Raw genomic sequence first — 21248 nt, forward strand, 5'->3', positions numbered from 1 at the left:
TTTCCTTCTTGCAAACTATTACTCTTTCTTATCGGTTTTGATCAAGTCCTTCAATTCTTCTAAGAAGACACTGATATCCTTGAATTGCCTATAAACAGATGCGAAACGCACATAGGCCACTTCATCCACTTCCGACAGACGTTCCATGACCATCTCACCGATATCATTGCTTTGTACTTCGGATGTTCCACTATTACGCAGTTCCTTCTCCACTTCCGCTACAATATGTTCAATCTGCTCAAGCGCGACCGGACGTTTCTCACACGCCTTGATCAACCCGCGCAAAAGCTTCTCTTTGCTGAATTCTTCCCGCGTTCCTTCTTTTTTAACAACAATCAAAGGTGTTGCTTCAATACGTTCGAACGTTGTGAAGCGAAAAGCGCAGTCTTCGCATTCCCTGCGTCGCCGGATGGAACGCCCTTCCTCGATGGGACGGGAGTCTAATACTTTTGTGCTTTTATATTGGCAGTTTGGACATCTCATGCCGATCCACCCCATTACTTTCGCGAACCTCGACAGGCTTCGCGCATTTGCGACACTTTTGCATCGTCTTTTTCTTATTCTACCATGATTCAAGTGAAAAATCGAAGCGTTCTTAGACCCAACAAAAAAAGGCAGCCGAGGGCTACCCTTTCCATTTTTGCAGTGCGAGCACTGCATTGTGTCCGCCGAAACCGAAACCATTCGACAAAGCAACCGTCAAATCCTTTTCCACTGCTTCGTTCGGTACATAAGACAAATCGCATTCAGGGTCAGCATCACGATAATTGATCGTTGGAGGTACAATGCCATCTTGCAGGGCTTTCAGTGTGATAATCGCTTCTACAGCTCCCGCAGCACCGAACAAATGACCAGTCATTGATTTCGTTGAACTGATCAGCAAGTCACTAGCTTTGTCTCCGAATACTTCCTTGATTGCTTTGGTTTCTGTTTTATCTCCTTCAGGGGTGCTTGTAGCGTGCGCATTTATGTAATCCACGTCTCCAAGCTCTAAATCAGCCATTTGCATCGCCAGCTTCATTGCGCGTGCAGGACCAAGATAGTTAGGCGATGTAATGTGGTGCGCATCTGTTGTCGACCCGTATCCCACAATTTCACCAAGTATGTTTGCGCCTCGTTTTTGCGCATGTTCCAGCTCTTCCAGCACAAGAATACCTGCACCTTCTGACATGACAAACCCGTCTCGATTAGCATCGAATGGCGAGCTTGCAGTTTGAGGTGAATCATTTTGCGTACTCATTGCGCGCATTTTTGTGAAACCAGCATAAGCGAAAGGCGTAATCGATGCTTCCGCTCCACCAGCAAGAATTGCATCTGCAAGTCCGTGCTTAATATTCAGAAACGCTTCCCCGATCGCATGGTTCCCAGTTGCACAAGCAGATACAGGTGCAAAGCTAGGACCGCTGAAACCCGTCTTAATGGAAACAATTCCTGCTGCCATGTTGCTAATCATCATCGGCACCATAAATGGTGAAACGCGCCGAGGACCTTTCTCGAGCATAGTGGCATGATTGTCCAAGATTGTATTTACGCCACCAATACCGGAACCGATATAAATTCCGACACGTTCCGGATTTACGGTATCCACTGAAAGATTGGCTTGCTCCATTGCCTGCAAAGAAGCACCGTAAGCAAATTGACTATACAAGTCATAACGTTCAATTTCTTTTTTGTCCAAATACTTCTCCGGTTCAAATCCGCTGGCAATTCCGCCGATTTGCGAAGCTATTCCAGCAAATTTCTCCGGATCCAGCTGTTTGATGCCGGATTCCCCAGCTTTAATATTATTCCAGAATGTGTCTACATCCGAGCCAAGCGGCGTAACAGCACCATATCCAGTAACTACAACACGTCTATTCAAAAACATACCTTCTTTCTAGCAGTAACTATTAGTACCTGATATTATATCCGAAGTGAAACTAAAATGCGACCATAAGCTATTTATCCCTTATGTAGGCTTGCCATTTTCCTGAATTGAGATACAACATAAAAAAACCCTGCTCCTAAAAGGAACAGGGTTGGTTATCCAAGTATTAAAGTGATTTCGGCTGAACTGCCACAGGACCCATGCCCCGCGGAAGCTCTGCTTTTTCACAGGTTTTAGCTTCAAGCGCGTCAATGATATAATCGGTTGCTACGTTCGGGTCAATAATGTTACCGCAAGTGTATACATCAATGCTAGCGTAGCCATGTTCCGGAAAACTGTGAATTGTCAGATGCGATTCAGAGATGATAACCACTCCGCTCACGCCATGCGGCGCAAATTTGTGGAAGGCAACCTCCCGTACTTCAGCTCCTGATTTCAATGCCGCATCAACGAATATCTGCTCGATCAGCTGCATATCGTTCAGTTTTTCTGTGTTACAATCCCATAATTCCGCTATAACATGTCTTCCCATTGTATCCAATGTACTTCCCCCTTTGAATATTTACCTAAAAAATAGATGCGTGAATTGCCACGGGGGAAAGTTAGTCCTAAGAGGTCCTAACCCTTTAAGCAGTCACTTGCTGCATAAATTTTTTAAGAAAACAGTTTTGACATTATGCTTGTTGTGCTGCAAAGAATGCATGCAAAAAGTAGTATATAGTGTTTGTACCTGTTTGGCAAGCATACGTTCAAAATTAGGTCAAAGAGGGAGTTGCCATCTAGATTACTTCTGCTCTATCCTCTTTCAGAAGACTGCTGCCGACAAGCTGGGCTAAATCGACGACTCGGCAGGAATAACCCCATTCATTATCGTACCAAGCAATGACCTTTATTTTTTTACCTTCCATAACGATAGTGGATAACCCATCAATTGTAGCCGATTGCGCTGTGGTCGTATAATCGATGCTGACCAACGGCTCTTCACTATAAGATACAATGCCTCGCATGTCCGTTTCTGCCGCTGTTCGGAAGGCATCATTGACCTGCTCAGCTGTGACGAATTCTTCCACATCGACTACGAGATCAACAAGCGATACATTTGGAGTCGGAACACGCAATGCCATGCCGTGTAACTTCCCCTTCAGATGCGGCAGGACTTCCGCAAGTGCTTTAGCCGCTCCTGTTGTCGTCGGAATGATTGATTGTGTACAGCCTCTGGCTCTGCGCAGATCTTTATGCGGATTATCGATATTTTTCTGGTCATTCGTGAAGCTATGAACAGTTGTCATTAGTCCGTTTTTAATTGTAAACCGTTCATCCAGTACTTTAACGACAGGAGCCAGACAGTTTGTCGTACAGGAAGCATTGGAAACGATATGATGCATATCACTTTCATATATCCGATCATTTACACCCATTACAATCGTTGCGTCCACATTTTTTCCAGGAGCTGTAATGACAACCTTTTTTGCACCTGCATCCAAGTGCAGGGATGCCGTTTCCCGAGAGCAGAACTTCCCTGTTGCTTCGATGACGACATCAACTTCTAGATCCTTCCATGGAAGCTGTGCTGGATTTCGTTCCCCAATGACACGGATCTTTTTCCCTGCATAAACAATTGAGCCAGCTTCTGTGGAAATATCAGCATCTAAGTTACCATGCACGCTGTCATAGCGAAGAAGATGAGCAAGCGTCTCTGCCGGATAAGATGCATTCACTGCTACAATTTCCAAGTTAGGCATTTCCATTGCTCGTCTGCAAACCAATCGTCCAATTCTGCCAAATCCATTAATCGCAATACGTGTTGTCATTATACTGCCTCCTCTAATGTGTCACACTATATATCATTTTATTGATAATAGTATAACATATTAGAAGAATAATGCGAACAAAAAAGGAGCCCTTTTTGTCAGGCTCCTTCCTTAATATTCCAAGTAAGCAATAGCTTCTCCAGCTGTGCTCTCGTTTCATCTCTGCTTCCGTTATTATCAATGATTGCATCCGCTTTGGCTGCTTTGTCTGCCAATGGCATTTGGCTGTTGATCCGGTCCAATGCTGCTTGCTCAGTTAGATTATTTCGTTGCATCAGTCTTTCCAGCTGGATTCGCGGGTCTACATTTACAACAACCACCTTATCGACTAGATGCAATTGTTTTCCTTCAAATAATAGTGGTATATCAAGAACAACTGCTGGATGATCAGTTTTAAGACGATCGCGATCAGCTGTCATCCTCTCCCTGACAACGGGATGGATGATACCATTCAAGATCTCGCGTTTCTCTTGATCTCGAAAGATGATCCCGCCTAGCTTCTGCCTGTCAAGCGCCCCGTCAGGAAGCAAGATATCACTGCCGAATGAGTCAACAATGCTAGCCAAAGCAGGTTCACCAGGCTCGACTACCTCGCGGGCGACGATATCCGCATCAACAACCGGGATATTATATTCTTTGAACAAGTCGCTCACTGTACTTTTTCCGGATGCAATGCCGCCGGTCAGTCCGATTACAATACCCACCATTGAGTCCTCCTTTACTTCTGACAGGAAGTACAGATATGTGTGCCTCTCCCGCCTACTTTGATTTTGATGATTTCCCTGCCGCAATTCGGGCATGGTGTTCCATTCTGGCCGTATACGAGCAGCTGCTGCTGGAACGTACCAATCTTTCCTTGGCTGTTCACATAACTGCGGATAGTGCTGCCGCCCTTTTCGACTGCTTCCAGCAATGTCTCAGCCGCAGCTTGCTGAATCCGAACCAATTCCATGTCTTCCATCGAACTGCCCCGACGCTCCGGATGTACCCCGGCTTTAAACAATGTCTCATCAACATAGATATTGCCCAAACCCGCAACCACAGTCTGATCCAGCAAAATATTCTTGATCATCCTGCTGCTTCGCTGTACCTTATCTTTGAAATAATCCAAAGTGAAAGCTTCATCAAAAGGCTCCGGCCCAACTAAGGTAAGCGGCGGTGTATCATTTTCCTGGCCTTCAGTGAACAGGTGCATCGTACCGAACTTGCGGACATCGTTATAACGTAGCTGTTCACCATTTGTCAGCTTGAAGATGACATGGGTATGCTTGTCCGATGGTTCTGTTTCCGACTTGACGGAGAACTTTCCTTCCATCCGCAAATGAGACACAAGTACATCTCCATCCAAGTAAAATAGAAGAAACTTTCCTTTTCGGCCAATCGAGCGGAATGTCTGTCCTTTCAGCCGATTGATGAAGGCTTCTACACCTTCATCGAATTTAATGATTTTATGCCAGCGGACAGTGACATCTTCAATCGTCTTGCCGACGACAAGCTGTTCCAATGTCCTTCTTGCTGTTTCTACCTCAGGTAATTCCGGCATTCCTTGTCCTTCTTTCCTTACTTATTTCGCATCGTACCATGTTTTGCCGTATGCATATTCCACTTTCAGCGGTACATCCAGCTCCACAGCATGTTCCATAACATCGGGTACTATTTCTTTTAATTTCTCGAGTTCAGATTCTGGTGCTTCCAGAATCAGTTCATCGTGTACCGAAAGCAAAAGCTTTGCTTCCATCTGTTCTGTTTCAAGACGTTCTGCCAAATCAATCATCGCTTTTTTGATGATATCAGCTGCACTGCCTTGAATTGGCGTATTCATCGCTGTCCGTTCAGCAAAGCTTCGCACATTAAAGTTCCGGCTGGTAAGATCCGGAAGATAGCGTCTGCGATTCATGAGCGTCGTTACAAAACCTTTTTGCTTAGCATCCTGGACGATATCTTCCATGTATGTTTTTACACCAGGGAAACTCTTGAGATAACGATCGATAAACTGCTGCGCTTCCTTACGTGTTATGCCGAGACTTTGGGATAATCCATAATCACTGATACCATAGACGATACCAAAGTTGACGGCCTTCGCTTGGCGACGCATGTTGCTCGTAATATCCTTCTCTTCAACATGGAAAACGTCCATTGCTGTCCGGCTATGAATATCCATATCTTCATTGAATGCCTCGATCAATTTTTCATCCTTAGCGATATGCGCTAAGACCCGAAGCTCAATTTGAGAATAGTCAGCAGCAAAGATAACGGAATTCTCTTTTGACGGTACAAAGGCTTGTCTGATTTTACGACCTTCTTCAAGTCGGATCGGGATGTTCTGCAAATTCGGCTCTGTAGAGCTCAATCTTCCTGTTTGCGTTAATGCTTGGTTGAATCGTGTATGGATTTTATTCGTGTCCTTATCCACCACTTTCAAAAGTCCTTCTATATAGGTGGACTGCAGTTTCCCTAATTGACGGTACAAAAGCAGCTGCTGAATAATCTCATGCTGATCAGCAAGCTGTTCCAATATATCTGCTGAGGTGGAATAGCCTGTTTTTGTTTTCTTGATGACTGGTAAGCCCAGCTTTTCGAAAAGGATCGGTCCAAGCTGTTTCGGTGAATTAAGATTGAATTCTTCACCAGCAAGCTCGTATACCTTCTGCTCGATTTCCGATAATCTTCCGCCAAGTTCTTCCTTCATTTCCTTGATGCGTTCCACATCGACCTGCACTCCTAGATACTCCATTTCCCCAAGGATACTGGCAAGCGGCATTTCCAGGTTACGGAATAAATCAAGCTGCTCGTTTTCCGAAAGCTTCGCTTCTGCTTCTGGCTTAAGCTGGTATATGACCATCGCTTTTCTGGCAAGATGCTCACTGAAGGCTTCCAAATCTGGCACCTTCATCTTCGCGCCTTTTCCGTATACTTCTTCATCGTATAAGACATTGTTTTTACCTAAACGATGCCCAATTGCCGGGATGTCATGATGATTCTCTGATGGATTAATCAAGTAAGACGCCAATAGCAAATCAAAATCTGCATTCTCCATCGTAATCCCATGATGCAGCAATGCTACGACAGATCGTTTTACATCGAAAACCCATTTTGCTTTCGAACTATCCTCTGCCCATGCTTTGAACACATCTGATTCATACGCGACATCCGAAGGTATGAAATATGCTCCGTTTGCATTGGCGAGGCCAAAGCCTTCAATTTGAGCTGTATGGTAGTTATCAGTCAACATCTCGATAACAAGTGCATCTTCTCCGGTGAACAGGTCATCGGTGATATTGTCCACGATTGTAACATCCAGCGGCGTAAGCTCTTGAGATACTTCTTCTGGTGTACCTTCTTCACCGAGCCTGCCAAGCAGCGACTGGAATCCAAGATCTTTGAATATCGTACTTACAGCTGCAGGCTGAAAGCCATCATAATTAATTTCTTCAAGACTTACTTCGATTGGCGCTTTCGTTTCAATTGTTGCCAGCTCCCGGCTCATAAACGCCGATTCTCTATTATCCGTCAGCTTCTGCTTGATGCTTTTTCCTGATACGTCATCCAGCTGTTCGTAAATACGATCCAATGTTTGGAATTGCTTCAGCAGTTTGATAGCAGTCTTTTGGCCAACACCAGGAACTCCTGGTATATTATCGGAGCTATCGCCCATGAGTGCTTTCATATCGATAATCTGATCAGGTGTAACTTCCATGTTTTCCAATAGAAAATCCGGTGTATAAGAATCAATCTCGCTGATACCTTTTCTCGTAAGCTGAATAGTCGTTTTATCACTAACAAGCTGCAATAAATCCTTGTCCCCGGAAATGACTTTAATCTCAAAATCATCCGCTTCTGCTTGTTTCGTCAATGTGCCGATAATATCATCCGCTTCATATTGATTCAGCTGATAATGCTTAATCGAGAATGCATCCAGTAATTCGCGCAGCAGTGGGAATTGTTCAGATAATTCGGATGGTGTTTTCTGACGGCCACCTTTGTATTCTTTATACGTTTCATGACGGAAAGTCGTTTTCCCTGCATCAAAGGCGACTAGCACATGTGTCGGTTTCTCATTTTCTAATATACGGAACAGCATTGTAGTGAATCCATAAATAGCATTTGTGTGGATTCCTTTATCATTATTCAGCAGCGGAAGTGCAAAAAACGCACGATACGCGATGCTGTTTCCATCGATCAATACCAATTTTTTCGTCATACATCAAACTCCTTTATCATCGTTCCTGTCTCTTTTAATTAGTTTACCATGTTTCCTTGCCGAAACAAAAAAGATCGTCCAGCTGGACGATCTTAGCCAAGAGCCTTTGGCAATCGGATAGAAAAAGTGGTTCCTTTATTCACTTCACTGCTTACCGTTATCGTTCCTCCATGCGCCTCAACAACGTGCTTGACAATCGCAAGACCCAGTCCGGTTCCGCCGGTATTACGGCTGCGAGCCTTATCAACACGGTAAAAACGCTCGAAAATACGATCGAGTGAATCTTCCGGAATTCCCATACCAGTATCCGATATCTCGGCAAACACTGCATCATTCGATTGTGTTACTTTTAGCTTCACCTTCCCACTTGGCGGTGAGTAGTTGACGGCATTATTCATCAAGTTGATAACAAGCTGTTTTAACCTGTCCTCGTCTCCGCGCATAATGACACTGTTAGGAAGCTCCAGCTCCACCTCGATTTGCTTGTTAGCTGCATGCTGCTCTATCATCGGCATAATCGCGTCAACCATATAGCGAAAATCAAGCCGTTCCATTCTCACTTGAAGTTCATCTTTCTCTAAACGGGAAAGCTCTAGTAAATCCTTCACCAATGCTTGAAGGCGCTGGCTTTCATTATTGATAATCGTAATAAAGCGCTCCGTGAGCTCCTTATCATCCAATGCTCCTTCTTCCAGCAATGTTTCGGAAAAACCACGTATGGATGTGAGCGGCGTTTTCAGTTCATGCGACACATTGGCCACAAAATCCTTCCGCATCTCCTCCACACGCTTCAGATCTGTAATTTCGTAGAAAACGAGTACAGCGCCCTTTAAATCGTAGGAGTCATTGAAAATAGGTGCAGCGACAATTTCGAAAAAGCGTTTCTCTTTCTCCCGCTGCAGTGTGAAAGCATCACGAACCTTCTCTTCGTAAAGGAATGCCTCTGAAACAACATGATGGATATTGGTTTGGGAAATCGTATCATGATATACATGACCGATATAATCCTTGTCCTTGCCTCCGAATACGGAAAGGAACTTCCTGTTGACCAAGTGCACATATCCGCGTTCATCGACAAGCATCAAGCCGCTTTCCATATTGTCGATTACCGTTTCCAGCTGATCTTCCTGCATCTTCTCCAAGAGTTCTAGTTCATGCAGGTTGCGCGCAATCTGGTTTACTGCGCGGATCAGGCGGCCGGCATCTCCATAAAAGTTTTCGTAATTCCTTGCCTTATAGTTCCCTTTCACCAGTTCCTCAGCTACTTCAGCAGTCATGGAAACTGGCTTAATATAGCGTTCCTGCAGTCGGTATAATACCGAAATAATTAATGCTGCACCTATCAGCAGGGCACTCCAAAGAATAAACCACTCGGAAGTGATTTGCATAAGAATAAAACCGATTGCCGCAAAGATCAGCAGAATGAGCGATCCATAGACGGCAATCCCATAAGAGCTACGACGCATTATTGCGGCTCCTCCATTTTATAGCCCAAGCCGCGAATCGTCTTAATATAGACAGGATGTTTTGAATCCGGTTCAATTTTTTCACGTAAATGACTGATGTGTACATCCACGATACGTGTATCTCCGACGAAGTCATAGTTCCAGACTGAGCTAAGAAGCTGATCTCGGGACATGACGCGACCTTTGTTTTTTGATAAATACAGTAAGAGTTCAAATTCTTTGCGAGTGAAGCTCAAGGATTCTCCATTAATAGATGCTTCATATTGATCAGGGAAAATGGACAAGCCTGCAATTTTGATTTCGCCGCTTTCCATATAATTGTCACTTTTATTCGTGCGTCGCAAAATAGCTTTGATCCGCGCAACAACTTCTTTTGGGCTGAAAGGCTTTGTTAGATAATCATCTGCTCCAAGCTCGAGACCGAGTACCTTGTCCAGTTCCTCATCCCGTGCAGTCAGCATGAGAATCGGCGTATCAATCTGCTTCTGTCGTAGTTGCTTGCACACTTCTGTTCCATCCAGCTCCGGAAGCATTAGATCAAGAACGATCATATCATATGTATTCTGCAAAGCTTTCTGCAGTCCAGACAAGCCATCGAAGGCTGTTTCCGTTTCGAACCCAGCTCTTTCTATATTGTATTGCAGTAAAGTTACGATGGATTCTTCATCATCAACAATAAGTACTTTTTGTGCCATGGATACTAGCCCCCTCTATGCAACATCATACCGTTTTCCAACTGTAAAGTGAACCATACTAATTCGCTTTCTCTGTTAAGAGTTTGTAAATATAAAAAATAAAGCCGGAAATTTGATTCATTATTCGTAATCCATAGATTAATTCTACACCATTAAATAGAAAAATCCGAACTTGTGCAAATTCTTTATAAAGAATTCGCAACATAGTTCGGATTTTTCTTTGACAGGCAATATTAGCCCAGTCTTTCGTTATGTTATTGAAGTACAGTCATGACTTTACGTACTGATTCGACGGATTTATCAAGCTGTGATTTTTCGTCATCTGTCAGCTCAAGCTGGATGATATCCTCCAAGCCGCTGCCGCCGATGATCGTCGGTACGCCTAGGAATAGATCGTTGTAGCCATATTCACCTTCCAGATAAGCAATAGCTGGAAGAACACGGCGCTGATCCTTCAGGATAGCTTCTACCATCACGAGCAGTGATGCTGCCGGCGCGTAATACGCACTTCCGTTTCCTAGAAGGTTGACGATTTCACCGCCGCCTTTACGTGTCCGTTCTACAATTGCATTGAGGCGATCTTCCGGAATCAATGTCTCAAGTGGAATTCCGCCTGCATAGGAATAACGAATGAGCGGGACCATGTCGTCTCCATGTCCGCCAAGAACGAAGCCAGTGATATCCTTGATGGAAAGGTTAAGCTCTTCCGCTACGAATGTACGGAAACGAGCTGTATCAAGGACACCGGACTGACCGATTACACGGTTCCGCGGGAATCCGGATGTTTTATACACTGTATATGTCATTGCATCAACCGGGTTGGTCAATACAACAATGATGCTGTCCGGAGAATACTTCACAACCTGTTCAGTAACAGATTTCATGATCTTGCTGTTTGTATTCACAAGATCATCGCGGCTCATTCCAGGCTTACGAGCGATACCCGCAGTGATGACAACCACATCGGAATCCTTCGTGTCAGCATAGTCTGACGTGCCTTTCACATGTGCATCGAACCCCTGAACCGGAGATGCCTCCAGCATATCCAAGGCTTTTCCCTTGGTTGGGTTCTCCATGTCTGGAATGTCGACTAGCACGACATCCGCAAGCTCTTTCTGCGCGATCAGGAATGCTGTTGTCGCCCCTGTAAAACCACTACCGATTACGGATACTTTTCTGCGTTTGATTGCCATGATGTTTCCTCCTTCGACACATTAGTCCATATTTTTGATCAGTTCATCACCGAATTCGGACGCCTTCACTTCTGTAGCACCGTCCATCAAGCGGGCAAAATCATATGTGACAACTTTGGAAGCGATCGTCTTGTCCATAGCTTTTGTGATTAAATCTGCTGCTTCTCTCCAGCCAAGGTGCTCAAGAAGAAGCACTCCGGAAAGAATTACAGAAGATGGATTCACTTTATCCAAGCCAGCATACTTCGGTGCTGTACCATGAGTAGCTTCAAAGATGGCATGACCTGTTTCATAGTTGATATTCGCTCCTGGTGCGATACCGATACCACCTACTTGTGCAGCAAGTGCATCAGAGATGTAATCTCCATTCAAGTTCATCGTCGCCACTACGTCAAACTCTGCAGGACGAGTTAGGATCTGCTGAAGGAAGATATCTGCAATCGCATCTTTAATGACAATCTTGCCAGCTGCTTCCGCTTCCTGCTGTGCTTTGTCAGCAGCTTCACGGCCTTGACCTTCAGCAATCTTATCATACTGCTGCCATGTGAATACTTTGTCGCCATATTCAGCTTCAGCAAGTTCGTAACCCCAGTTTTTGAAGGCTCCTTCGGTAAATTTCATGATGTTGCCTTTATGAACCAGTGTCACACTTTTTCTGTTTTCTTGGATTGCGTAGTCAATTGCTGCGCGCACCAATCGCTGTGTTCCTTCTTCCGATACAGGCTTAATGCCGATACCAGATGTTTCCGGGAAGCGAATATTATGTACTCCCATTTCATTCTCAAGGAAATCGATGACTTTTTTCACTTCCGGTGAGCCCTTCTGCCATTCGATACCAGCATAGATATCTTCCGTATTCTCACGGAAAATCACCATATCCGTATCCTCCGGCTTCTTAACTGGTGAAGGAACACCTCTGAAGTAGCGGACCGGACGTAAGCAAGTAAACAAATCAAGCTCTTGTCTTAGCGCTACGTTCAATGAACGAATACCGCCGCCAACCGGCGTTGTCAATGGACCTTTGATTGCAATCTTGTATTCGCGGATAACATCAAGTGTTTCTTCCGGGAGCCATTCGCCTGTCTTATCGAATGCTTTCTGACCTGCATAAACTTCTTTCCATTCAATTGACTTCTCGCCTTTGTAAGCCTTATCTACTGCAGCCTCGAGTACACGGCTTGCGGCAGCCCAAATATCAGGACCTGTTCCATCTCCTTCGATGAAAGGGATGACCGGACGGTCTGGTACTTGCAGCGCTCCGTTAGTTACTGTGATTTTGTTTGCTTCAGCCATGTTCGATTCCTCCTAAATAAAATCTGATACTCTATCAGTTTAGCAAATATTTTCCTTTGTGGTTGTAAAAATATTAGACTCTTTCTTCTAATGCTGTAAACGTACGATGTGTTTCCCCGACATATTCTGCCCTCGGACGAATCAGACGGTTGTCTGAGTATTGTTCCAGGATATGTGCAATCCATCCTGAGAAACGGCTCACTGTAAAGATCGGTGTGTAAAGATCATGATCGATCCCTAAGCTGTAATAGCATGTAGCGGAATAGAAATCGACGTTTGCCGGAAGGTTTTTCTCCCGCTTGACGATGTCTTCTACTTTTACGCTCATTTCATACCATTTTGTCTGACCGGATATCTCTGTCAGTTCACGAGACATTTCTTTTAAGAATTTTGCACGCGGATCACCAGATTTATAAACACGGTGTCCCATGCCCATGATTTTCTCTTTGTTTGCAAATTTCTTTTCAAGATACGGTTCTACATTGTCAATTTCACCAATGTCGAACAACATTTCCATAACTGCCTCGTTTGCGCCTCCATGAAGCGGGCCTTTCAATGCACCTATTGCTGCTGTAAGGCCTGAATACATATCAGACAATGTACCGACACAGACACGTGCAGTAAATGTAGATGCATTCAATTCATGGTCAGCGTGAAGTACAAGTGCCTTATTCATCGCTTCAATCTCAATTTCACTTGGTTCTTTCTCGTTGAACATATACAGGAAATTCGCAGCATAGCTGTAATCTTCCCGTGGTGTCACTGGTTCCTGACCGGAACGAATACGAGAAAAAGTTGCAACTAGCGTTGCAATCTGTGCCTGAAGACGGATTGCCTTCTTAGCATTCGCTTCTGGTGTATTCACTTCTGCATCCTCATCGTACAAACCAAGCAGTGAAACAGCAGTGCGAAGTGCAGCCATCGGATGAACCGCTTTCAAATCACAAGATTTTAAGTGGTCGATGACCGGTTCCGGAAGCTTTGCCTGCGCAGCCAATTCCCCTTTCAGCTGTGCAAGCTGCTCCTCAGTCGGCAGCTCATCATGCCATAACAAATAAATTACTTCCTCGAAACTGGAATTACTAGCAAGATCATCAATGCTATAGCCAGCATAAGTCAGCTGATCGTCAATAATTGAGCTAATCTTTGATTCTGCTGCTACAACACCTTCAAGCCCCTTAACTACTGCCATGTTAATCTCTCCCCTTTAGTAAAAGTCAAATCCATAACATGTGTAATAAAAAATTCAAGTTGCTAGATATTTGAGTGAAGCACTTTCATTATAAACATAATATAACTGTTTGTGAAATGAAAACGTTTTAATTTTTTTGTTTTCTTTATTATTAGAATAATATCAATTTTTCGTTATTTAGTAAATAGTCCAACAATCTGGAATACCATATAAGCAATCCCCGCACCTATCAGCGGTCCAACTGCAACACCGTTTAACAGCACAACAGCAAGGATTGTACCTATTACAAGAGCTACTGTCACCTGTGGATCTGAGGACATCAGATTCACACCGTATTTTCCTAAAACCGCAACAAGAATCCCTGCTGCTAATGCTACCCATGCATAATATGATTTCACACTTGCATATAAATCTTTGAAGCCAATTTCTCCGCTAGCAATTGGGACAAGTACCGCAATCGTAAGGACGGTGATTCCGATACTTAAACCTTTGGAAGCTAGAAACGGGAACACTTTGTCATCTAACTGCAGTACTTTAAAGCCAAGCAAAACGTATGCAGCGATCGTAATGGATTGGTTCTTTCCGATGATTCCTAATATAAGAATGATTACTAAAAATAATGATGATGTGTTTAACAAAATTTTTCCTCCAAACTTTCTTCACTAATAAAAGGATGTGAGCTTATGCAAATGACAACACTTCACCAAATGCTGCGATTATGTATTGTCCTTGGATCCATTGCGGGCAGTATTGCACTCATTCTGCTGGCCGCTCCTTATGTATATCCATTTATCATCTCGGTCATCCTCGCAATTCTGATGAATCCTGCTGTCCGTCTGATTGAGCAAAAAACAGCCTTGAACAGGACGGCAGCTGTTGCTCTGATACTATTGGTATTTTTAGGTTTCTGTCTTGCTGGTCTTGCGTTGGCAGTAAATGAAATTGCCCAAGGCGCAGCTTATCTGGCTAAGACTGTACCCGTACATTTCACTGATTTTATAGGTTATGTACAAAAACTCGCGGAGCTTTATATTGTGCCATATTATGAGCGATTAATGTCTTTTCAACAGGAATTGAATCCTGATCAGCAAGAAGCATTGGATGAGAATTTGCAAGCTGTCATTCAGCATCTGTCTGCAACACTTGGAGAAGGCATTCAAACTGCACTGGAAGCTGTTCCTATGTTGCTTGGCAAGGCACCTCTTTATATAAGTGTTTGTATTTTTGCCTTGCTAGGCACATTTTTCATCTGTAAGGACTGGGAAAAAATCTCTGCGTTCCTAAATCGATTTCTACCTTCACTATTGCTCTCTTCCGCCAAGCAAGTAGGCAAAGGCCTAAAAAAAGCATGCTTCGGATTCCTGAAAGCACAGGCTTTGCTCTTGAGTTTGACATTCGTGATCATGTGTATCGGTTTTGCTGTACTGCGCATTGAGCATCCAATAGCTACAGCTTTCTTCATTTCTCTTATTGATATCGTACCTTATCTGGGAACAGGGATTGTCTTCGTTCCTTGGATTCTGTACAGCTTTCTCACAGGGAATTTCTCTTTAACAATCGGACTGGCTGTGCTTTATCTCGTAATCGTGCTGCAGCGTCAGCTAATGGAACCCAATCTTTTGTCGGTCCAGATCGGGCTCAATCCGTTAGCTACTCTGATTGCTGTTTTTGCCGGATTCCAGTTGTTAGGCTTTATCGGCCTTTTAGCCGGCCCCGTACTATTAGTTGTCCTGCATACGCTTTACCATACAGGTGTTCTGCGTGTCCTCTGGCAATATATCAAATCTGGCAAACAGACTTAACGGCGGTAAACACGAATCGTATTTTTCGCTATAAGCCGCATGAGCAGCGCCTGTACCCAGTAGCGAAGTCTTTTACGGGTAAACGGCAGTAAAAACAATAGACCTATCAAATCACTGAAAAAGCCGGGAAGCAACAGAAGGAATCCGCCAATTAGAATGCAAGTACCGTTAAGTAGTTCATCAGTCGGCGGCTGCCCATTCTGCATTTGCTCCCTCGCCCTCCTATATGTCTGGATTCCTTCACGGCGCGCCAACGCTACCCCAAGCAGACCTGTTGCCACGATAAGAAGGAAAAGCCAAAGAAAACCGATTTCCATTCCAGCCCAGATGAAGAATGTTATTTCAATAGCCGGGAACAAAATGAAAAGGAAAAGTAACGCTTTTTTCATACACAACGCTCCAATAAATCAGAATAATTCAAGTGTACCACAGCCTTGTATAATGAAAAAAGGAGAGGGTCTCATACCCTCTCCTCGTCTCTTATATCTTAAAGAACACTTGCATGACCGTCGTAAATATCACCTTTGGCTGCATCAACTGTTACTAGTGCGCCATTAGAGATTTTTGTTGCTGCTTCCGCTACACCAACTACGACTGGGATACCAAGGCTTAAGCCGACAACCGCTGCGTGGGATGTCAAACCGCCTTCTTCAACAATAAGACCGCCAGCTTTCTCGATTGCTGGCATCATGTCTTTATCTGTGCCGTACGTTACAAGGATATCTCCTGGCTGAAGAAGACGCTGTGCTTCTTCGGCATCCTTTGCAACGACTGCTTTACCATAGACACTGCCTTTTCCGATGCCTTGTCCTTTAGCAAGGATATCACCGATAACATGTACTTTCATCAAGTTAGTTGTACCAGTTTCTCCTACAGGTACACCAGCAGCGATGATAATACGGTCGCCGCGCTTGAACAACTCAGTAGATAGTCCAGTATCTACCGCAAGATCCAGCATGTCATCCGTAGATTCTACGCGTTCACCTGTAATTGCTTGTACACCCCATACAAGAGCAAGTCTGCGGTTTGTCGCTTCATCGAATGTAACTGCTACGATAGGAGCTTTCGGACGATACTTAGAAATCATCTTAGCAGTATAGCCGCTTGAAGTAGCTGTAACGATTGCGCTGACACTCAAGTTGATAGCAGTATGACCAACAGACTGGCTGATTGCATCTGTAATTGTCATATCACTTGCTTTGGAGCGCTCATCAAGAATTGCTTTATGATCAAGTGCAGTCTCTGCTTTGCGAGCGATATTGTTCATCGTGCGAACAGCCTCGACAGGGTAGTTACCTGCAGCTGTTTCACCAGAAAGCATGATCGCGTCTGTACCATCGAAAATGGCATTCGCAACGTCAGATGCTTCTGCACGTGTCGGACGCGGGTTACGCTGCATGCTGTCAAGCATCTGCGTTGCAGTGATAACTGGTTTTCCAGCAATATTACATTGCTTGATCATTTCTTTTTGTGCCAATGGTACATCTTCTGCCGGGATTTCAACGCCAAGGTCACCACGTGCAACCATTAGGCCATCACTAACCTGTAAAATGGAATCCAGGTTGTCGAAGCCTTCCTGGTTTTCGATTTTAGGGATGATTTGGATATGGGCAGCTTCATGCTTTTCAAGCAATTCACGGATTTCCAACACATCAGATGGGCGTCTTACGAAGGAAGCAGCGATGAAATCAATGCCTTGTTCGATTCCGAACTCGATGTCGCTTGCATCCTTATCTGTAATACCCGGAAGGTTTACGCTGACACCTGGCACATTGACACCTTTTTTGTTTTTAAGCAAACCGGAGTTCAATGCTTTTGTTTTGATTTCATTATTCGCTTTATCGATGTCCAGTACTTCCAATTCGATCAAGCCGTCATCCAATAGAAACTTCGAGCCGACATGAACATCATTGATCAAGCCAGGATATGTTACAGAGAATCTCTCTTTGGAACCTTCCAGCTCAGTCATGCTGACAAAGATCTCGTCACCTTTTTCGATGTTCGCTTCTCCGCCTTGCAGAACGCCAGTACGAATCTCAGGTCCTTTTGTATCCAAAAGGATAGCTACCGTTTTGCCAGTGCGTTTTGATGCTTCACGGATATTCTTGATTCGAGCACCATGCTCCTCGAAATCTCCGTGAGAGAAGTTAAGACGTGCAACATTCATGCCTTCCTCGATTAGCTGAACTAGTGTTTCTACGGACTCAGAAGCTGGTCCAATTGTACATACGATTTTTGTTTTTCTCATTATGAGAATCCTCCTTCAGTAGTGCAACATCTATTAGATCGATAATTCCTGGGATAGTTTATACATGTCCAGGTCGATTTCATGTCTCTGGTCTAAAATTTCCAGAATGTCATGATCCACAAGTTTGTTATTTTGAATTCCTACCATGCGTCCGGATTTGCCTTCAAGCAGAAGATCGATTGCGTGTGCGCCTAGACGGCTTGCAAGAACACGATCATTCGCTGTAGGCGATCCGCCCCTTTGCACATGTCCCAAAATAGTTACTCGTGTATCCATATTCGTTGCTTCCTCGATACGTTTGCCGAACTCAAAACCACTGCCGACTCCTTCTGCAACGATGATGATACTATGTTTCTTTCCGCGTTCCTTACCGCGCTTCAGACGCTCAATTACGTCATTGAAGTCTGTCGGCTGTTCAGGAATCAGAATACTTTCAGCACCGTCTGCAAGACCTGCCCATAGGGCGATGTCACCTGCATGGCGACCCATTACCTCGACTACGTACGTGCGCTCGTGGCTCGTTGCAGTATCGCGTATTTTATCAATAGCTTCGATAACTGTGTTCAGTGCTGTATCAAACCCGATTGTAAAATCTGTTCCTGGAATATCATTGTCAATCGTTCCCGGTACACCGATGCATGGGTAGCCTTTTTGAGTCAACTTCTCTGCTCCGCGGAATGAACCGTCACCGCCAATGACAACAAGACCCTCGATACCAAAACGCTTCAGCTGTTCTATACCTTTATCCTGTCCTTCATCTGTCTTAAAAGCTTCGCAGCGTGCCGTGTACAGCATCGTTCCGCCACGCTGAATGATATCACCGACAGATCCAAGATCAAGCTGTTTGATATTCCCATCAATCAAGCCTTGATAGCCGTTATATATACCATACACTTCCAAATCATGATAAATAGCCTTTCTTACGACAGAACGGATTGCCGCGTTCATGCCTGGAGAATCTCCTCCACTTGTCAGAACACCTATCTTTTTCATGCGCTCACCTCTAAGCAATTTCGATTATAGAACTTTTATACCCTCTCAAAGATAATCCTTATCCAACTTATTATCAAATAAAAACATATAATTTTCTTATTAAAAAAAGTAAGAGAAAGAATTCCGCAAAAAAAGCCTATGTAAATCGTTTACAGAAGCGGAAGATGAAGTCAATCGTTCAAGTGCTTATTTCGCAAAAGAACCAATATTACTATATTTTTCCCATCTTTGTTCCAGTAATACTTGCTTGTCCAATTTTTCCAATTGTGAAAGATGCTCGGTGATTGCCTGATCCACAAGCTCAGCTTGGGATGCAAGATCTCGATGAGCCCCGCCGCGAATTTCCGGAATGATATCATCAATGACGCCTAGCTCTTTCAGGTCAGGTGCCGTGATCTTAAGTTTTTCAGCTGCTTCCTTCGCTTTGCCGCCGTCTTTCCACAGGATGGAAGCTGCTCCTTCCGGTGAAATGACAGAGAACGTGGAGTTCTCAAGCATAAGCAGACGATCACCGACACCAAGTGCCAATGCGCCGCCGCTGCCGCCTTCTCCGATAACGATACAAATGATCGGCACTTCGAAGCCAGACATTTCCATTAAGTTACGAGCAATCGCTTCACTTTGTCCTCGTTCTTCTGCTGCTCGACCCGGGAAAGCACCCTTTGTATCGATAAAGCAAATGATTGGACGTCCGAATTTAGCAGCTTGCTGCATATGACGTGCTGCTTTACGGAAACCTTCCGGATGCGGCATGCCGAAATTACGACGGATATTTTCTTTTGTCGTTTTGCCGCGCTGATGTCCAACGATTGTTACGGGGCGACCTTTGTACTTGGCGATACCTGCAACAATTGCAGCATCATCTCCATAATAACGATCACCATGGAACTCCAGGAAATCAGTGAAAAGCTGTTCAACATAATCAAGTGTCGTCGGACGCTCTGCATGCCGTGCCATTTGCACACGATCCCAAGGCTTCAGATTCGTGTATATATCATTCTCCAGCTTTTCAAGCCGCGTCTCCAGCTTAACGATTTCTTCCGTTAAATCTAGGTCGCTCTCTTTCGTGAATGTCTTCAGCTCTGCAATTTTTTCGCGCAGAGCGATGACTGGCTTCTCGAATTCCAATACTTGTTTCATGATACGTTTCCTCCTGCTTGATGGATATCGAGGATCGTGGTCAGGTATTTTTTCATATCATGACGATTTATAACATCATCCAGCTGTCCATGCGCCAATAAGAATTCAGCAGTCTGGAAGTCCTCCGGAAGCTTTTCACGGATTGTTTCTTCTACAACACGTCTGCCTGCAAAGCCGATTAAAGCACCAGGCTCGGCAAAGTTATAGTCACCGAGTGACGCGAAACTTGCAGAAACTCCACCATATGTAGGATTCGTCATGACAGAAATCATCAGTCCACCAGCATCACGGAAACGCTGGACAGCAGCAGATGTCTTAGCCATCTGCATTAGACTCAAAGCACCCTCTTGCATTCTGGCACCGCCAGATGCTGTGAAAATAATGAACGGAATGTTCGCTTCACGCGCTTTTTCAATTGCACGAGAAATCTTTTCCCCTACAACAGAACCCATGCTTGCCATTCGGAATCGAGAGTCCATAACAGCAAATGCAGTACGGAAACCGTTAATCGTACCTTCACCGGTTACGACTGCTTCCTTTAATCCTGTTTTCAGCTGGTCTTTCTCCAGCTTCTGCGTATAGCTTGGGAATCCAAGCGGATTGCCGGTATTTAAGTCTGTATCATATTCCATAAATGAACCTTCGTCGAACAAGTTGTTAATTCGCTCGTCAGAAGGCAATTGATGATGGTGGCCGCAGTTCGGACACACATACAATTGCTTTCTCATCTCTTCCCGGTAGTAGATCTTTCCACAGTCCGAGCATTTGAGCATGAGTCCTTCAGGAATATCCTGCTTCGCCTCTTCACTGGGCTTGGAAGCATGCTTCTTCTTGCTAAAAAAATCTTTAAGCAAGGTAATTCCTCCTTTTGAACAAACGCATCTAACTATTTATTGTACCATCATTTCCATGGACGTGCGCGTTAAATTCAACTATGTAAATACATATAACCTGCGTTAGACAGACATTTTCCAACAATGGAAACGTCTGCCTGTACAGGTTACATGTCAGTCTTCGTCGATGATTGTAAGCTGACGCGTTTTCTCAGCTATTTCTTCTGGGTCAACAGTGATACGGTTGACGCCAGTGTCCATCGCAGCTTTCGCTACTGCTTTCGCAACAGCTGGTGCAACGCGTGGATCAAATGGAGCTGGGATAACGTAGTCTTCGTTCAAGTCACTTTCATCAATCAACTCAGCAATTGCCTTAGCAGCTGCAATTTTCATTTCTTCGTTAATGCCAGTTGCGCGAACATCTAGGGCACCACGGAAAATACCAGGGAAGGCAAGTACGTTGTTCACCTGGTTCGGGAAGTCCGAACGGCCTGTACCGATAACGCGGGCACCT

The 21248-nt window shown here is 44.4% G+C and carries 20 protein-coding genes; 1 reads left to right on the forward strand and 19 read right to left on the reverse strand.

What is annotated here, in order from left to right; all coding sequences use genetic code 11:
- Positions 1 to 18 precede the first annotated feature (18 nt).
- The 13 genes from nrdR to CHH58_RS06960 form a co-directional block, all read right to left on the reverse strand.
- The gene (gene nrdR, locus CHH58_RS06900) at positions 19 to 483 is read right to left on the reverse strand and encodes a transcriptional regulator NrdR (protein ID WP_038562151.1); all 465 of its coding nucleotides are present in this window, start codon (positions 481 to 483) and stop codon (positions 19 to 21) included.
- A 142-nt stretch (positions 484 to 625) separates the two neighbouring features.
- Positions 626 to 1861: a beta-ketoacyl-ACP synthase II gene (gene fabF / locus CHH58_RS06905; RefSeq protein ID WP_095226620.1), complete on the reverse strand. Its 1236-nt coding sequence runs from the start codon at positions 1859 to 1861 to the stop codon at positions 626 to 628.
- Positions 1862 to 2033: 172 nt separating this feature from the next.
- Positions 2034 to 2408, reverse strand: coding sequence for an adenosylmethionine decarboxylase (speD, locus tag CHH58_RS06910; protein WP_095226619.1), 375 nt, complete (start codon positions 2406 to 2408; stop codon positions 2034 to 2036).
- Positions 2409 to 2646: 238 nt separating this feature from the next.
- The gene (locus CHH58_RS06915) at positions 2647 to 3678 is read right to left on the reverse strand and encodes a glyceraldehyde-3-phosphate dehydrogenase (RefSeq protein WP_095262244.1); all 1032 of its coding nucleotides are present in this window, start codon (positions 3676 to 3678) and stop codon (positions 2647 to 2649) included.
- Between the two features lie 98 nt (positions 3679 to 3776).
- Complete coding sequence (gene coaE, locus CHH58_RS06920; protein ID WP_430980829.1) at positions 3777 to 4385, reverse strand: dephospho-CoA kinase; 609 nt, start codon at positions 4383 to 4385, stop codon at positions 3777 to 3779.
- Between the two features lie 11 nt (positions 4386 to 4396).
- Entirely contained in the window at positions 4397 to 5221 is an 825-nt protein-coding gene (gene mutM, locus CHH58_RS06925) for a DNA-formamidopyrimidine glycosylase (protein WP_095232973.1), read from the reverse strand.
- 21 nt (positions 5222 to 5242) lie between these two features.
- The gene (polA, locus tag CHH58_RS06930) at positions 5243 to 7879 is read right to left on the reverse strand and encodes a DNA polymerase I (protein WP_095260824.1); all 2637 of its coding nucleotides are present in this window, start codon (positions 7877 to 7879) and stop codon (positions 5243 to 5245) included.
- A 92-nt stretch (positions 7880 to 7971) separates the two neighbouring features.
- On the reverse strand, positions 7972 to 9345 hold the full coding sequence (gene pnpS / locus CHH58_RS06935; RefSeq protein ID WP_095226615.1) for a two-component system histidine kinase PnpS: 1374 nt from the start codon (positions 9343 to 9345) through the stop codon (positions 7972 to 7974).
- A complete protein-coding gene (locus CHH58_RS06940; protein WP_038562167.1) occupies positions 9345 to 10040 on the reverse strand; it encodes a response regulator transcription factor in 696 nt (231 codons plus the stop codon). Before CHH58_RS06940 ends, pnpS begins: the two co-directional genes overlap by 1 nt.
- A gap of 254 nt (positions 10041 to 10294) precedes the next feature.
- A complete protein-coding gene (gene mdh, locus CHH58_RS06945) occupies positions 10295 to 11233 on the reverse strand; it encodes a malate dehydrogenase (RefSeq protein ID WP_038562171.1) in 939 nt (312 codons plus the stop codon).
- A 21-nt stretch (positions 11234 to 11254) separates the two neighbouring features.
- A complete protein-coding gene (gene icd, locus CHH58_RS06950; protein ID WP_095232975.1) occupies positions 11255 to 12526 on the reverse strand; it encodes an NADP-dependent isocitrate dehydrogenase in 1272 nt (423 codons plus the stop codon).
- Positions 12527 to 12599: 73 nt separating this feature from the next.
- The gene (gene citZ / locus CHH58_RS06955) at positions 12600 to 13718 is read right to left on the reverse strand and encodes a citrate synthase (protein WP_095226614.1); all 1119 of its coding nucleotides are present in this window, start codon (positions 13716 to 13718) and stop codon (positions 12600 to 12602) included.
- Between the two features lie 173 nt (positions 13719 to 13891).
- Positions 13892 to 14356, reverse strand: a complete 465-nt coding sequence (locus CHH58_RS06960) for a DUF441 domain-containing protein (protein WP_095232976.1) — start codon at positions 14354 to 14356, stop codon at positions 13892 to 13894.
- A gap of 45 nt (positions 14357 to 14401) precedes the next feature.
- On the opposite strand from CHH58_RS06960, the gene ytvI reads away from it, so the two are divergent.
- The gene (gene ytvI, locus CHH58_RS06965; RefSeq protein WP_095232977.1) at positions 14402 to 15520 is read left to right on the forward strand and encodes a sporulation integral membrane protein YtvI; all 1119 of its coding nucleotides are present in this window, start codon (positions 14402 to 14404) and stop codon (positions 15518 to 15520) included.
- Here ytvI and CHH58_RS06970 read toward each other — a convergent pair.
- The 6 genes from CHH58_RS06970 to CHH58_RS06995 form a co-directional block, all read right to left on the reverse strand.
- Entirely contained in the window at positions 15517 to 15909 is a 393-nt protein-coding gene (locus CHH58_RS06970) for an FxsA family protein (protein ID WP_038562187.1), read from the reverse strand. The genes ytvI and CHH58_RS06970 overlap by 4 nt on opposite strands.
- Before the next feature lie 98 nt (positions 15910 to 16007).
- Positions 16008 to 17768 carry a pyruvate kinase gene (pyk, locus tag CHH58_RS06975; protein WP_095226612.1) on the reverse strand — a complete coding sequence of 587 codons (1761 nt, stop codon included), beginning with the start codon at positions 17766 to 17768 and terminating at the stop codon, positions 16008 to 16010.
- Positions 17769 to 17801: 33 nt separating this feature from the next.
- Positions 17802 to 18761 (reverse strand): 6-phosphofructokinase, encoded by a 960-nt coding sequence (gene pfkA / locus CHH58_RS06980; protein WP_095226611.1) that lies wholly within the window; start codon positions 18759 to 18761, stop codon positions 17802 to 17804.
- 186 nt (positions 18762 to 18947) lie between these two features.
- Entirely contained in the window at positions 18948 to 19901 is a 954-nt protein-coding gene (gene accA / locus CHH58_RS06985) for an acetyl-CoA carboxylase carboxyl transferase subunit alpha (RefSeq protein ID WP_095260826.1), read from the reverse strand.
- The gene (gene accD / locus CHH58_RS06990; RefSeq protein WP_095226608.1) at positions 19898 to 20755 is read right to left on the reverse strand and encodes an acetyl-CoA carboxylase, carboxyltransferase subunit beta; all 858 of its coding nucleotides are present in this window, start codon (positions 20753 to 20755) and stop codon (positions 19898 to 19900) included. The genes accA and accD overlap by 4 nt, the downstream gene beginning before the upstream one ends.
- 153 nt (positions 20756 to 20908) lie before the next feature.
- On the reverse strand, positions 20909 to 21248 hold a 340-nt coding region (locus CHH58_RS06995; protein WP_283162800.1), incomplete at its 5' end, for a malic enzyme-like NAD(P)-binding protein.

The organism is Terribacillus saccharophilus (genome assembly GCF_002272745.1).
Lineage (GTDB): Bacteria > Bacillota > Bacilli > Bacillales > Amphibacillaceae > Terribacillus > Terribacillus saccharophilus_B.

Bases quoted from the DNA above. Each gene is read 5' to 3' on its own strand.
- nrdR (WP_038562151.1), bottom strand. From the start codon at position 483: ATGAGATGTCCAAACTGCCAATATAAAAGCACAAAAGTATTAGACTCC.
- mdh (WP_038562171.1), bottom strand. From the start codon at position 11,233: ATGGCAATCAAACGCAGAAAAGTATCCGTAATCGGTAGTGGTTTTACA.
- CHH58_RS06915 (WP_095262244.1), bottom strand. From the start codon at position 3,678: ATGACAACACGTATTGCGATTAATGGATTTGGCAGAATTGGACGATTG.
- citZ (WP_095226614.1), bottom strand. From the start codon at position 13,718: ATGGCAGTAGTTAAGGGGCTTGAAGGTGTTGTAGCAGCAGAATCAAAG.
- accA (WP_095260826.1), bottom strand. From the start codon at position 19,901: ATGAAACAAGTATTGGAATTCGAGAAGCCAGTCATCGCTCTGCGCGAA.
- pyk (WP_095226612.1), bottom strand. From the start codon at position 17,768: ATGAGAAAAACAAAAATCGTATGTACAATTGGACCAGCTTCTGAGTCC.
- CHH58_RS06940 (WP_038562167.1), bottom strand. From the start codon at position 10,040: ATGGCACAAAAAGTACTTATTGTTGATGATGAAGAATCCATCGTAACT.
- icd (WP_095232975.1), bottom strand. From the start codon at position 12,526: ATGGCTGAAGCAAACAAAATCACAGTAACTAACGGAGCGCTGCAAGTA.
- ytvI (WP_095232977.1), top strand. From the start codon at position 14,402: ATGCAAATGACAACACTTCACCAAATGCTGCGATTATGTATTGTCCTT.
- pnpS (WP_095226615.1), bottom strand. From the start codon at position 9,345: ATGCGTCGTAGCTCTTATGGGATTGCCGTCTATGGATCGCTCATTCTG.
- pfkA (WP_095226611.1), bottom strand. From the start codon at position 18,761: ATGAAAAAGATAGGTGTTCTGACAAGTGGAGGAGATTCTCCAGGCATG.
- coaE (WP_430980829.1), bottom strand. From the start codon at position 4,385: ATGGTGGGTATTGTAATCGGACTGACCGGCGGCATTGCATCCGGAAAA.
- CHH58_RS06970 (WP_038562187.1), bottom strand. From the start codon at position 15,909: ATGAAAAAAGCGTTACTTTTCCTTTTCATTTTGTTCCCGGCTATTGAA.
- mutM (WP_095232973.1), bottom strand. From the start codon at position 5,221: ATGCCGGAATTACCTGAGGTAGAAACAGCAAGAAGGACATTGGAACAG.
- polA (WP_095260824.1), bottom strand. From the start codon at position 7,879: ATGACGAAAAAATTGGTATTGATCGATGGAAACAGCATCGCGTATCGT.